Origin of the sequence: Bordetella genomosp. 1, from assembly GCF_002261335.1 — a bacterium.
Lineage (GTDB): Bacteria > Pseudomonadota > Gammaproteobacteria > Burkholderiales > Burkholderiaceae_B > Bordetella.
Genome location: NZ_NEVL01000001.1, coordinates 707100 through 719938 on the forward strand (window position 1 = coordinate 707100; position 12839 = coordinate 719938).

The following is a 12839-nucleotide window of genomic DNA, read 5'->3' on the forward strand; positions in this document are numbered from 1 at the left end:
GACCGGGCCTGGCCGTCATGCGGCTCTGGGTAGGCTCCGGGGGGCGCGGTCGTTGCGGCCGGGGATGGATCAGGGCGTCATGGGACGGTCTCGAAAGCGGGCGCCGGGCCGTGCAGGCGCGGCAGGGCGTCGAGCCGCTGCAGCGCGCCCTGCACGGCGCAACGGCGGTGATAGAAGGCCAGCGCGCGCAGTCCGCCCAGCTCCTCGCCGCCTCCGGCGCGGCCGGGGCCGCCATGCAGCGACTGCGGCATGACGTTGCCGTGGCCCGTATGGCTCTTTGCCACCTCGGCGCTCACGCCGTGGATGCGGCCGTGGCTGTCGGCCAGGGCCAGGGCGGTGTGCGCCAGGAAGCGGGTGTCGTCGGTATAGACCGAGGCCACCAGCGAGCCCTGGCCGCGGCGCGCCAGCGCCCACGCGTGGTCGGCGTCGCGATACGGCATCAGCGTGGCGACCGGCCCGAACACCTCGGTGTGGTGCACGGCCGGATGGCCGTCGGGGTCGCGCGTGCCGAGCAGCGTCGGCGCCATGCAGGCCGCGATCGCGGGATCGGCATCGACCAGCGGGGCCTGCCGGCCGTCGTGCAGCATGTCGCAATCGGCGGCCAGCCGCGCGAGGCCCGCGCTCACGCTTTCATACTGGGCACGGCTCACCAGTGCCCCCATGCGCACGTCGGCGCGCGGGTTGCCGACCGTGAGCGTGGCGAGGCGCGCGCCGATGGCCTGCGCCACGGCCTCGTAATGCGCCTGCGGCACGAAGATGCGGCGGATCGCGGTGCACTTCTGGCCCGACTTCACGCTCAGTTCGCGCACGACCTCCCGCACCAGCGCCTCGAAGGCGGGGCTGCCGGGCAGGGCGTCCGGGCCGAGCAGGGCGCTGTTCACGCTGTCGGTCTCGGCGTTCAGGCGCACGCCGTCGCGCGCGACCGATGGATGCGTGCGCAACTGCATCGCGGTGTCGGCCGAACCGGTGAAGGACAGCAGGTCGAGCGGCTGCAGGGCGTCGAGCAGGCCCGCCGAGCCCCCGCACACGAGGCTGAGCGCGCCGTCCGGCAGCACGCCGGCCGCGATCACGTCGCGCACCATTTCATGCGCGAGCCAGGCGGTGGCGGTGGCCGGCTTGGCGATCACGGGGACGCCGGACAGCAGGGCCGGCGCGGCCTTTTCCCACAGGCCCCAGGCCGGGAAGTTGAACGCGTTGATCAGCATCGCCACGCCGCGCACCGGCGCCAGCACGTGCTGCACGCCAAAGCCGGGCTCCTTGGCGAGCGTGTCGGGCGTGCCGTCCATGCGCCAGGCGCGGTCTTCGATGCGGGCGCCCTGGCGCGCGTAATAAGAGAGGGTGTAGAGCGCGCCGTCGATGTCCACGGCCGAATCGTTCTTCACCGTGCCGCTGTTGCGCAGGGCGATCTCGTAATACTTGTCGCGCTGGCCGGTCAGCACCTCGGCCACACGCGCCAGCAGCGCGGCGCGCTCGGCGCAGGAGAGCGCCCGCAACGCCGCGCCGCCCGTGTCGCGGGCGTAGGCGCAGGCGCGAGCCAGGTCGAGGCCGGCGCTGCTGGCGCCGGCCAGCGTCTCGCCGGTCACGGGGTCCTTGAGCCAGGCGGGCTCGCCCGTGCCGCCGACCCAGGCGCCGTGGACGTAGCTGTCGAGCATGTGCATGGGCTTTCCTCAGGCCGCGGGCCGGGTGAATTCGATGGCGCCCGCGGGCAGCAGGTACAGCACCAGCGCATGGCCGTCGCTCACCGTGGGCGCATGCGCCGAGTCCGGGCCGTAGACCAGCCAGCCGGCGCCGTGGCCGTCGAAGCGCGCGGCGTCGGTGAGCGGCATGATGAGGTCGATCTCGCCGTTGGGATGGCGGTGATGCGGGCCGGCGAGGTCGTCCATGTCGACCACGTCGACGGAGTAGCCGCCCAGGGATGGGTCCGGCTTGATGACGCGGCCATAGCGGATCCCGCCGCCCTCGTACTTGCACATCCAGCCCTCGGCCACCCCGGTCTTACAGGCCTCGAACAGCCGGCTGTAGAGCGTGCTGCCGGGGCCGATGTCGCGGTTCAGCTGGTGCTGCAGTTGCGCGTCGAGCGGCGCGTCGCCGATCCGGTCGGTGACTTCCCGGATCAGGGCGTGGAACTGTTCAGGCGTACTCATGGCAGCGTCCTTTACACTATCGACCCCCGGCGGCCCTGCATGCAAAACAGTGCGTGCGGTGCAGGCGGTGCCCGGGTTCTCAGCACAAGTTCAAGCGGGTGATGGAAAAATAGTGCTTTAAATTAAGAGCGTCAAGCACTATAGTTCATGTCACCTTGCGATTAAGGGTTATTGCGGAGCATCTATCCCATGGAGCAAGCGCTCGAATCTGCGCCGATGGAACCTCGCCGCGAGGCGTTCCTGATCGCCCTCGGCGAGCGGGTGCGCCGCCTGCGCGCGATCCGCGGCATGACGCGCAAGAGCCTGGCCCAGGCCACCGGCGTTTCGGAGCGCCATCTCGCCAATCTCGAGCACGGGGTGGGCAATGCCTCGATCCTCGTGCTGCTGCAGATCGCGCGCGCCTTCAACTGCGCGCTGGCCGAGCTGGTGGGCGACGTCACCACCGAGTCGCCCGAGTGGCTGCTGATCCGCGAGCTGCTCAGCGGCCGCAGCGAATCCGACCTGCAACGCGCCCGCGAGGTGCTGACCCAGCTGTTCGGCGTGGGCGCGGGCGCACAGCGGCCCAACCGGTTCCAGCGCATCGCCCTGATCGGCCTGCGCGGCGCGGGCAAGTCCACGCTGGGCCAGATGCTGGCCGATGACCTGGGCTATCCGTTCATCGAGCTCAACAAGGAGATCGAGCGGGTGGCCGGGTGCAGCATCCTCGAGATCCACAATCTGTATGGCCCCAACGCCTACCGCCGCTACGAGCGCCGCGCGCTCGAGGAGGCGGTGCAGATCTATCCCGAGATGGTGCTGGCCACGCCCGGCGGCCTGGTCTCCGAGCCCGCCACGCTCAACCTGCTGCTGGCGCATTGCTACACGGTGTGGCTGCGCGCCACGCCGGAAGAGCACATGGGCCGCGTGATGGCGCAGGGCGACTTCCGTCCGATGTCCGGCAACAACGAGGCCATGGCCGACCTCAAGCGCATCCTGGCCGGCCGCGAGGCCTTCTATGCCAAGGCCGACCTGACCTGGGTCACCAGCGAGCTCAGCCTGCCCGAGAGCTTCGCCGGCCTGCGCACCCACGTGCGCAAGGCCTGCGGCCTGCCCCTGTAAAAAACTGCATTTTTGTGCACGTCAGCCTTGACGTGCTTTTTCTCGTGCACTATTCTGCATTTTAATTCATCACATGCAGTATTGTGCTTTCGTGGTGAAGCCACAGGCATCGAGAGAAGGCCGTCAGGAGACAAAGCATGAGCACAGTTTCATCCGCGGTGGATTTCCGCACCGAACCGAGCCGCTACCGCCACTGGCGCCTGAGCTGCGAGGGCAGCGTCGCCACCCTGGCGATGGACGTGGCCGAAGACGCCGGCCTGCGCCCGGGCTACAAGCTCAAACTCAATTCGTACGATCTGGGCGTGGACATCGAGCTGCACGATGCCTTGCAACGCATCCGCTTCGAACATCCCGAGGTGCGCACCGTCGTCGTCACCAGCATGAAAGACCGCGTCTTCTGTTCGGGCGCGAACATCTTCATGCTGGGCCTGTCGTCGCATGCGTGGAAGGTGAACTTCTGCAAGTTCACCAACGAAACCCGCAACGGCATGGAAGACGCGAGCGAGCACAGCGGCCTGAAGTTCATTGCCGCGCTCAACGGCGCCTGCGCCGGCGGCGGCTACGAGCTGGCGCTGGCCTGCGACGAGATCCTGCTGGTCGATGACCGGTCCTCGGCCGTTGCGCTGCCGGAGGTGCCGCTGCTGGGCGTGCTGCCCGGCACCGGCGGCCTCACGCGCGTCACCGACAAGCGGCGCGTGCGGCACGACCATGCCGACATCTTCTGCACCCTGGTCGAAGGGGTGCGCGGCCAGCGCGCCAAGGAGTGGCGCCTGGTCGACGACGTGATCAAGCCGGCCCAGTTCCAGGAAGCGGTGCAGGGCCGCGCGCAGGCGCTCGCCGCGCTGAGCGATCGCCCCGGCGGCGCCGGCGTGGCGCTCACGCCGCTGCAGCGCGAGGCCGATGCCGAAGGACTGCGCTATCGCCACGTCGACGTGCGCATCGACCGCGACGCCCGCCTCGCCACCTGGACCGTGCGTGCGCCGCAGGAGGCGGTGCCCGACGAGATCGACGCCATCCTGGCGCAGGGCGCCGACTGGTGGCCGCTGGCCATGGCGCGCGAGCTCGACGACGCGATCCTCTACATGCGCACCAACGAACTCGACATCGGCACCTGGGTGCTCAAGACCGCGGGCGATGCCACGCGGGTGCAGGGCGCCGACGCGGCGCTGGAGCGCCACGCCGGGCACTGGTTCGTGCGCGAGACCACCGGCATGCTGCGCCGTACGCTTGCGCGGCTCGACGTGACGTCGCGCACGCTGTTCGCCTTCATCGAGCCCGGCTCCTGCTTTACCGGCACCCTGCTCGAGCTGGCGCTGGTGGCCGACCGCATCTACATGCGCGACGACGAGGATGCCGACGCGCCCGCACGCATCGCCCTCACTGGCCGCAACTTCGGCGCCTATCCCATGGTGACCGGCCAGAGCCGGCTGCAGCGGCGCTTCTACGAAGAGGAGGGCCCGCTCGAGGCGGTGCGCGCCGTCGCCGGCCGCGCGCTGGATGCGCGCGAGGCGCTGGCGCTGGGCCTCGTCACCTTCGCGCCCGACGAGCTCGACTGGGACGACGAGGTGCGCCTGGCCCTGGAGGAGCGCCGCGCGCTCTCGCCCGATGCGCTCACCGGCATGGAGGCCAACCTGCGCTTCGGCGGCAAGGAAAACATGGCGACCCGCATCTTCGGCCGCCTGACCGCGTGGCAGAACTGGATCTTCAACCGCCCCAACGCCGTCGGCGAGAAGGGCGCGCTCAAGCTCTACGGCAAGGGCGAGCAGGCCAATTTCGACTGGAACCGGGTCTGAGGACCGCGCCGCCGGCGCGGGCGCGAGCCCCGCGCGCCGGCACCACAGGCAGGGCGCGGCCCGACCCGCGCCGCCACAACGGAGAAGAGACATGAGCGGCATCAATTACAGCGAGAAGATCCCCAACAACGTCAACCTGTCGGGCGATCGCGCCCTGCAGCGCGCGCTGGAACACTGGCAGCCCAACTACCTGCAATGGTGGCGCGACATGGGTCCCGACGGTTCGCACCAGCACGACGTGTATCTGCGCACCGCCGTGAGCGTGGAGCCCGATGGCTGGGCCCACTTCGACCACGTGAAGATGCCCGACTATCGCTGGGGCATCTTTCTCGCGCCGCAGGACGGCCAGCGCAAGATCCATTTCGGCGAGAACATGGGCCGCGACGTGTGGCAGGACGTGCCCGGCGAACATCGCGCCAACCTGCGCCGCATCATCGTGACCCAGGGCGACACCGAGCCCGCCTCGATCGAACAGCAGCGCCACCTCGGCCTGACCGCGCCGTCGCAGTACGACCTGCGCAACCTGTTCCAGATCAACGTCGAGGAAGGCCGCCATCTGTGGGCCATGGTGTACCTGCTGCATCGTTACTTCGGCCGCGACGGCCGCGAGGAGGCCGATGCGCTGCTGCAACGCACCTCGGGCGACGCCGACAATCCGCGCATCCTGGGCGCGTTCAACGAGAAGACGCCCGACTGGCTCGCCTTCTACATGTTCACCTACTTCACCGATCGCGATGGCAAGTTCCAGCTGTGCGCGCTGGCCGAGTCCAGCTTCGATCCGCTGGCGCGCACCACCAAGTTCATGCTGACCGAGGAGGCGCACCACATGTTCGTGGGCGAATCGGGCGTGTCGCGCGTGATCCAGCGCACCTGCGAGGTGATGAACCAGCTCAAGACCGACGACCCGGCCGCGATCCGTGCCGCCGGCGTGATCGACCTGCAGACCATCCAGCGCTACCTGAATTTCCACTACAGCGTCACCATCGATCTGTTCGGCGCCGACCAGTCGTCCAATGCCGCGATCTTCTACAGCTCGGGGCTGAAGGGGCGCTACGAAGAGGGCAAGCGCACTGACGATCACCAGCTCAAGAACGACACCTATCGCATCCTTAGCGTGGTCGACGGCCGCCTGCGCGAGATCGAGGTGCCGATGCTCAACGCCCTCAACGAAGTGCTGCGCGACGACTTCATCCGCGATTCGATGGCGGGCGTGGCGCGCTGGAACAAGGTGATCGAGAAGAACGGCATCGGCTTCCGGCTCTCGGTGCCGCACAAGGCCTTCAACCGCCAGATCGGCACGCTGGCCGGCATCCGCGTGTCGCCCGAGGGCGAGGTGCTGAGCGAGGACCAGTGGCGCGCCAACCAGCACAAGTGGCTGGCCACGCCCGAAGACCGCGCCTTCGTGGCCTCGCTGATGGGCCGCGTGGTCGACTCGGGCAAGTTCGCCAACTGGATCGCGCCGCCCGTGATGGGCGTGAATCGCCAGCCGGTGAACTTCGAGTACGTCCGTTTCAACTGAGTGCCGGGGTCTGCCATGAACGCGCCCTTGTCGAGCGAGCTGTTGAAGCAGCACCTGATCGATCCCGAGATCTGCATCCGCTGCAACACCTGCGAGGAAACCTGCCCGATCGATGCGATCACCCACGACGGCCGCAACTACGTGGTGAACGCGGAGATCTGCAACGGCTGCATGGCCTGCGTGCCGCCGTGCCCCACCGGCTCCATCGATAACTGGCGGCTGGTGGCGCGCGGCGATGCCTACAGCCTCGACGAGCAGTTCTCCTGGGACGAGCTGCCCGCCGAGAAGCCGGTGGCGGTCGACGTGCGGGCGACCGATGCCCCCGCGCCGGACGCCGTGGCGGCCCAGCCCGCCGAGGACGCGCCGGCCGCGGTGCCGGTGGCGCCCGGCGCCATCGTGCCGCCCTGGTCGGCCGCGCATCCGTACGTGAACCTGTACTCGCACAAGACGCCGGTCGAGGCGACGGTGGTGGGCAACTACCGCGTCACCGATGCCGACACCGACAGCGACATCCATCACATCGTGCTGGACTTCGGCCAGTTGCCGTTCCCGGTGCTCGAGGGCCAGTCGATCGGCGTGCTGCCGCCCGGCGCCGATGCGCAGGGCCGGGCCCACCACGCGCGCCAGTACTCGCTGGCGAGCCCGCGCAACGGCGAGCGGCCCGGCTACAACAATCTTTCGATCACGGTGAAGCGCGTCACGCAGACGCACGACGGCAGCCCGGTCAACGGCGTCTGTTCGAACTACCTCTGCGACCTGGCCAAGGGCGACACGGTGCGCGTGATCGGCCCGTTCGGCAACACCTTCCTGATGCCGAACCATCCGCGCGCCAACCTGATGATGATCTGTACCGGCACCGGCGCCGCGCCGATGCGGGCCATGACCGAGCACTGCCGGCGCCGCATCGCCGAGGGCGAGCTGGGCGAGCTGATGCTGTTCTTCGGCGCCCGCACCGAGCGCGAGCTGCCGTACTTCGGTCCGCTGATGAAGCTGCCGCGCGACTTCATCGACATCAACCTGGCCCTGTCACGCGAGCCCGAGCGGCCGCGCCGCTATGTGCAGGACCTGATGCGAGAGCGGGCCGCCGACGTGCTGCGGCTGCTGACCCAGGGCGACACCTATGTGTATGTGTGCGGGCTGAAGGGCATGGAGTCGGGCGTGCTGCAGGCCCTGCAGGACATCGTGGCCGAGGCCGGCCACGACTGGCCGGGCCTCGCCGACCGGCTGCGCCGCGAGGGCCGCCTGCATCTCGAAACCTACTGAGGGCTCAGGCGCTGCGGCGCAGGCCCGCGGCCGGCACCAGCCGCGCGCGGGCCTCGTCCACCGAGAGCACGTCGCCGAAGAACAGCATCCAGCCCTGCAGCGCGTGCTCGTGCTCCTGCGGCGTGACGGCGGCCAGCCCGTCGTCGATCATCACCGTGCGGAAGTCGCGCATCATGGCATCGCGCGCCGTGGATTCGCAGCACACATTGGTGACCGTGCCCGTGACGAACAGCGTGTCGATGCCGCGTCCGCGCAGCAGGGGCTCCAGCTCCGACGACCCCGGCGCCATCGCGCTGTAGAAGCGCTTGGTCACGCGCAGATCGCCGTCGCGCGCGTCCATGCCCGGATGCAGCGCATACCCGGGCGCGTCGCGCCGCAGCGTCTCGAGCCGGCGCCGGCTGCGCTCCGGCGTCAGCATCACGCCATGATGATGCGACCAGAAGCTGTCCGCGTTGTCCGATGCCGTCTGCACCCACACCACGGTGCCGCCGGCCGTGCGCAGCGCCTCGCACAGGCGATTGATCGGCGCGATGATCTCGCGCGCCGGCGCGCACTCGCCCTGGAAGCCGGGCTCGGTGAAATAGCGCTGCATGTCGATCACCACCACCGCGCAGCGCGCCGCGTCGAAATGGTCGTAGGGATGCAGCCGGCCCTGGCGCGCGATCACGCGGTCCTGCACCCATTGCGGGAATTCCATGCCGCTCTCCTTCAGGCGTAGCGCCGCATCACGGCGGCCTCGATGCGATAGATGGCGAGATACATCAGGCTGGAGATGATCGCCAGCAGGGTGATCGCGGTCATCACGATGTTGAGCTTGAAGATCTGGCTGCCGTTCATGATGAGAAAGCCCAGCCCCGAGTCGGCCGACTGGAACTCGCCCACGATCACGCCCACCAGGGCCAGGCCGATGTTCATCTTCACGGCGGCGATCAGCGTGGGCACGCTGCCGGGCAGCACGACCTTGGTGAGGATCTGCCAGCGCGACGCGCCGAAGGTGTGCGCCAGCTTGATCTTGTTGGCGTCGATGCCGCGAAAGCCCGCGTACACCACCATGATGGTCACGAACACCGCGATCGCCACGGCCATGCCGTACACCGCATAGTCGGAGCCCAGCCACAGGTAGAAGATCGGCACGAAGGCGATCTTGGGCATGGCGTTGGCCACCACCAGGAACGGATCCAGCACCTTGTAGACGAAGTCCGACCACCACAGCAGCGCCGCGCAGGCGATGCCCAGCCCCATCGACAGCACGAAGCCCACCAGCGTGGCCGACACGGTGGTGGCGATGTGCTGCGGCAGATTGCCGTTGCGCCACAGCTCGATGAAGGTGGGCCACAGCGCGCTCGGATAGCTGGTGAGCAGCGGATTGAGCACGTGCATGCGCGGCAGGATTTCCCACAGCGCGAAGAACAGCACCAGCAGCGCGAGCTGGGCCAGGCGGACGTGGGTGCGGCGGCGCTCGGTGCGGCGCAGCCAGGCCTGGTATTGCGGGCTGGGCGGCGCGACCGCGCGCAGCGCAACGGCGGGGGTAGTCATGGTTCAGCCCTCCACGTGCACGTCGAGCTCTTTCCAGAGCTGTTCGAAATAGCTGTTGAATTCGGGCCGCGTGCGCGCCTGGAACGGCGTGGGCCGCGGCTGCGCGAAGGCGATGCGGTATTGGCTCTTGATGCGGCCCGGACGGCGCGACAGCACGATCACGCGGTCCGTCATGGCGATGGCCTCGCCGATGTCGTGGGTCACCAGCACCACGGTCTTGCCTTCGCGCCGCAGGATGTCGACCACCTCGTCGGAGATCGCGAGCCGGGTCTGCGAATCCAGCGCGGAGAAGGGCTCGTCGAGCAGGATCACGTCGGGCTCGGTGACCAGCGTGCGCGCCAGCGCGGCGCGCTGCCGCATGCCGCCCGAGAGCTGGCGCGGCGTGTGGTTGAGGAACGCGCCCAGCCCGCATTTCTCGAGCAGGTGCACGGCGCGCGCCTCGCTGCGCGCGTCGCGCCGCCCCTGGATCTCGGCGCCCAGCATCACGTTCTCCAGGATGGTGCGCCACTCGAACAGATAGTCCTGCTGCAGCATGTAGCCGATGCGCGGCGAGGGCCGCGTGACCGGCGCGCCGTCCACCAGCACGCTGCCGGCGGTGGGCGCGATCAGGCCGGCCATCAGCGAGAGCAGGGTGCTCTTGCCGCAGCCGCTCTGGCCGATCAGGCTGACGAACTCGCCCGCGGCGAGCTCGAACGACACGTCCGAGAGGGCCTGGGTCTCGCCGTCGGCGGTGAAGTAGCTCAGGCAGACGTTGCGGATCTCGATCTTGGCGCTGGCCGGCGCCTGCGCCGGGGCCAGCGTGTGCACGACCGCGCTCATGGCTGCACCTTGTTGGCGAAGTCGGCGATCACCACGTCTTCGTATTTCACGCGCGCGCTTTCCTTCATCACCGCGCTGGCCACCAGCATGTCCTGCAGCTGGTTCATGGCCTGCGGCGTGACGAGCGGCGCGGTCTTCCAGATCTGGTATTGCTTGTAGCGTTCGATGGCGTCGACGATGCCGGCCTGGTCCATGCCCGGGAAGAAGCTCGCCACCTGCGGCGCGAGCGTGCCGGCGGGTGTGGCCTGCACGTACTTTTCGGCGCGCGCCACCGCGTCGGTCCAGGCCTGGATCACCTTGGGGTTGTCGCGGATGTATTTGTCGGTGGCGGTGAACACCGTGTAGTCGACCTGGCCCACCTCGTGCCCGACCGAGGCCACGATGTGGCCCTTGCCGTTGCGCACCAGCTCGCCCGCCTCGGGTTCGAGGAAGATGCCGTACTCGCCCTGGCCCGCCATCCAGGCGCCGGCGCGCGCCGGGATGCCGATGTTGTTGAGCAGCTTCACGTCCTTCTGCGGATCCACCCCGTGCTTGCGCAGGGCGGTCTCGAGAAACACGATCGGATTCGAGCCCGGCCTGAAGCCGATGATCTCCTTGCCCTTGAGCATCGACCAGTCGAACTTCTCCACCGGCTTGCGCGAGAGCAGGAAGAAGCCGTCGGTCGCCGTCAGGCCGGCGAAGATGCGCGGCTTCACCGGCGATTCGCTGTTCTGCACGTAGATCGAGGCCTCGGGGCCGATCAGCACGATGTCCGCGCTGCCCGAGAGCAGGGCGGTCATGCCCTTGTCGGTGCCCTGCGAGGTCTTCATGGCCACGTCCAGGCCGGCTTCCTTGAAGTAGCCCTGCGACAGGGCCACGTACTTGGGCACGTACAGGATGGACCGCACCACTTCCTCGTAGCGCACCTTCACGGGCGGGTTGAGCGCCTCGGCGGCCGAGGCGGCGCCGGAGGCACAGAGCAGGGCCGCGGCGCAGAGCCAGCGGCCAAGGGATGCCAAGGGATAGATCTTCACGGCGAGCTCCGGCGTGGGCGGCCGTCACGGGCGGCGCGCGAGGTCGCCGCCGGCGCGGGGCCGCGGAAATCGATTGGGTGTGTTGACGTCGTACAGCGGTGCAGCGACTGCGGGAACAGCGGCAAAGCGCAAAGACGAGGGGCGGGGAGAATGCGCCGGCGGGGACCGGCCTGCCCGTCGCCCGGCGCGTCCTGGTACGGACGCGGGGCATGGATTGAATACTATATTCAGGAATCCGGGCGGACAAGCCGGTGCGAATTAGCGTTTTCCTGTAGAAAACGCCAAATCATGGGGTGGTGGGATACCGGCTTGTATACAAGCTGCCCCGGAGCGCAGGGCTTGCCGGGTCAGCGCAGGTGCTCGCGCAGGAAGCTGCCGATGTCGTTGATCTCTTCGATGCACACCGAGTGGGGCATCGGATAGGTGTGCCAGCTCACGTCGTAACCCAGCGCGGTGAGGCGGGCCCGCGACGCCTCGGCGCGCGCGATGTTGACCACCGGATCGTAGGTGCCGTGCGCCATGAAGATCGGCGTGTCGCGATTGGCGTCGTGGCGCTCGGCCTCGGCCAGGTCGAGCAGCGGCAGATAGCCGGACAGCGCGATCATGCCCGCCAGCTTCTCCTGCAGGCGCAGCCCGGTGTGCAGCGTCATGGCGCAGCCCTGCGAGAAGCCCGCCAGGAAGATGCGCGAGGTCGGGATGCCGCGCGCGTTTTCGCGCGCGATCAGCGCCTGCACCGCGGCCTCGGAGGCACGGATGCCGTTGGCATCCTCCTGGCGCACCAGATCGAGCACCAGGATGTCGTACCAGGAGCGCATCGCCATGCCGCCGTTGATCGTGACCGGCTGCACCGGCGCGTTCGGGAACACGAAACGCACCGGCGGCGTGGCGCCCAGACGCAGTTCCGGCACGACCGGCACGAAGTCGTTGGCGTCGGCGCCCAGCCCATGCAGCCAGATGACGGCGTGGGTCGGATTGGGGCCGGTTTCGAGTTCGATGCAGTCGAGCAGATCAGCGGTGGCGGTCATGGGACTCAAGCGGTTACTGGCGGGGGAGGGGTCAGGCGAGCAGGGCCTTGAGCGCCTGGAACAGCGCGCGGTAATGCTTGCGCTGCGGTTCCTGGCCCGGGTTCAGGTTGGCGTTCTGCTGCGCTTCCTTGCGCGCGGCGCGGATCACCGCGCGCAGCTGCTGCACGTCGGCGCCCGGGTGCGTCTGCAGCAGGGTGGTGAGGGCGTCGTCGTCGGCCAGCAGGCGTTCGCGCAGCGTCTCGAGCCGGTGCATCGCGGCGGTTTCTTCGCGCGAGCCGTTTTCCCACACATCGAGTTGATGGCGGATCTCGTCGGCCGGCGCGTTACGCATCAGCTTGCCCACGAAGTGCACCTGGCGGCGCAGGCCCTCGCGGCCGGTGGTGCGCTGGGCCTCGCGGATCGCCTCGTAGAGACGCTCCTCGATCGGCAGCTGGCGCAGGCGTTCGGGCGACAGCTCGATCAGCTGTTTGCCCAGGTCGACCAGGGCGTGCAGCTCCCGTTTGACCTGGGATTTGCTGGGCCGGTCATAGTCGTAATCGTCGAATTCGGCGTCGTCGCCGGCATCCTGGTGCGGAAAACTCATTGGAACACTGAAAAAAGACAGGTTTGGCTATGATAACCGTCTCTGT

At 68.7% G+C, this 12839-nt stretch carries 12 protein-coding genes; 4 read left to right on the top strand and 8 right to left on the bottom strand.

All coding sequences use genetic code 11. From position 1 onward, the window contains the following. Window positions 1–77: 77 nt before the first annotated feature. Window positions 78–1658 (bottom strand): 3,4-dehydroadipyl-CoA semialdehyde dehydrogenase, encoded by a 1581-nt coding sequence (locus CEG14_RS03235; RefSeq protein WP_094824901.1) that lies wholly within the window; start codon window positions 1656–1658, stop codon window positions 78–80. A 9-nt stretch (window positions 1659–1667) separates the two neighbouring features. Further along, a complete protein-coding gene (locus tag CEG14_RS03240; protein WP_094824902.1) occupies window positions 1668–2144 on the bottom strand; it encodes a 4-hydroxylaminobenzoate lyase in 477 nt (158 codons plus the stop codon). A gap of 189 nt (window positions 2145–2333) precedes the next feature. On the opposite strand from CEG14_RS03240, the gene CEG14_RS03245 reads away from it, so the two are divergent. The 4 genes from CEG14_RS03245 to boxA all read left to right on the top strand — a co-directional run bounded on the left by CEG14_RS03245 (window position 2334) and on the right by boxA (window position 7817). Then, window positions 2334–3242, top strand: coding sequence for a helix-turn-helix transcriptional regulator (locus tag CEG14_RS03245; protein ID WP_094824903.1), 909 nt, complete (start codon window positions 2334–2336; stop codon window positions 3240–3242). A gap of 137 nt (window positions 3243–3379) precedes the next feature. After that, window positions 3380–5035: a 2,3-epoxybenzoyl-CoA dihydrolase gene (gene boxC, locus CEG14_RS03250; RefSeq protein ID WP_094824904.1), complete on the top strand. Its 1656-nt coding sequence runs from the start codon at window positions 3380–3382 to the stop codon at window positions 5033–5035. 91 nt (window positions 5036–5126) lie between these two features. Next, window positions 5127–6554: a benzoyl-CoA 2,3-epoxidase subunit BoxB gene (gene boxB, locus CEG14_RS03255; protein WP_094824905.1), complete on the top strand. Its 1428-nt coding sequence runs from the start codon at window positions 5127–5129 to the stop codon at window positions 6552–6554. Window positions 6555–6569: 15 nt separating this feature from the next. Further along, a complete protein-coding gene (boxA, locus tag CEG14_RS03260) occupies window positions 6570–7817 on the top strand; it encodes a benzoyl-CoA 2,3-epoxidase subunit BoxA (protein WP_094824906.1) in 1248 nt (415 codons plus the stop codon). A gap of 4 nt (window positions 7818–7821) precedes the next feature. Here the strand turns inward: boxA and CEG14_RS03265 are convergent, their stop codons facing one another. The 6 genes from CEG14_RS03265 to yjgA form a co-directional block, all read right to left on the bottom strand. After that, window positions 7822–8514, bottom strand: coding sequence for an isochorismatase family cysteine hydrolase (locus tag CEG14_RS03265; RefSeq protein ID WP_094824907.1), 693 nt, complete (start codon window positions 8512–8514; stop codon window positions 7822–7824). Window positions 8515–8525: 11 nt separating this feature from the next. After that, window positions 8526–9353 (bottom strand): ABC transporter permease, encoded by an 828-nt coding sequence (locus CEG14_RS03270; protein WP_094824908.1) that lies wholly within the window; start codon window positions 9351–9353, stop codon window positions 8526–8528. Between the two features lie 3 nt (window positions 9354–9356). Continuing rightward, window positions 9357–10172 carry an ABC transporter ATP-binding protein gene (locus CEG14_RS03275; RefSeq protein ID WP_094824909.1) on the bottom strand — a complete coding sequence of 272 codons (816 nt, stop codon included), beginning with the start codon at window positions 10170–10172 and terminating at the stop codon, window positions 9357–9359. Continuing rightward, on the bottom strand, window positions 10169–11185 hold the full coding sequence (locus CEG14_RS03280; protein WP_373454173.1) for an ABC transporter substrate-binding protein: 1017 nt from the start codon (window positions 11183–11185) through the stop codon (window positions 10169–10171). The genes CEG14_RS03275 and CEG14_RS03280 overlap by 4 nt, the downstream gene beginning before the upstream one ends. 347 nt (window positions 11186–11532) lie before the next feature. Then, complete coding sequence (locus CEG14_RS03285; RefSeq protein ID WP_094824910.1) at window positions 11533–12210, bottom strand: alpha/beta hydrolase; 678 nt, start codon at window positions 12208–12210, stop codon at window positions 11533–11535. A 31-nt stretch (window positions 12211–12241) separates the two neighbouring features. After that, entirely contained in the window at window positions 12242–12793 is a 552-nt protein-coding gene (yjgA, locus tag CEG14_RS03290; RefSeq protein WP_094824911.1) for a ribosome biogenesis factor YjgA, read from the bottom strand. Window positions 12794–12839 lie beyond the last annotated feature (46 nt).

Coding starts and splice junctions, on each gene's coding strand:
- CEG14_RS03245 (WP_094824903.1), top strand. CDS start 2,334: ATGGAGCAAGCGCTCGAATCTGCGCCGATGGAACCTCGCCGCGAGGCG.
- CEG14_RS03265 (WP_094824907.1), bottom strand. CDS start 8,514: ATGGAATTCCCGCAATGGGTGCAGGACCGCGTGATCGCGCGCCAGGGC.
- CEG14_RS03285 (WP_094824910.1), bottom strand. CDS start 12,210: ATGACCGCCACCGCTGATCTGCTCGACTGCATCGAACTCGAAACCGGC.
- CEG14_RS03240 (WP_094824902.1), bottom strand. CDS start 2,144: ATGAGTACGCCTGAACAGTTCCACGCCCTGATCCGGGAAGTCACCGAC.
- CEG14_RS03275 (WP_094824909.1), bottom strand. CDS start 10,172: ATGAGCGCGGTCGTGCACACGCTGGCCCCGGCGCAGGCGCCGGCCAGC.
- CEG14_RS03270 (WP_094824908.1), bottom strand. CDS start 9,353: ATGACTACCCCCGCCGTTGCGCTGCGCGCGGTCGCGCCGCCCAGCCCG.
- boxA (WP_094824906.1), top strand. CDS start 6,570: ATGAACGCGCCCTTGTCGAGCGAGCTGTTGAAGCAGCACCTGATCGAT.
- boxC (WP_094824904.1), top strand. CDS start 3,380: ATGAGCACAGTTTCATCCGCGGTGGATTTCCGCACCGAACCGAGCCGC.
- boxB (WP_094824905.1), top strand. CDS start 5,127: ATGAGCGGCATCAATTACAGCGAGAAGATCCCCAACAACGTCAACCTG.
- yjgA (WP_094824911.1), bottom strand. CDS start 12,793: ATGAGTTTTCCGCACCAGGATGCCGGCGACGACGCCGAATTCGACGAT.
- CEG14_RS03235 (WP_094824901.1), bottom strand. CDS start 1,658: ATGCACATGCTCGACAGCTACGTCCACGGCGCCTGGGTCGGCGGCACG.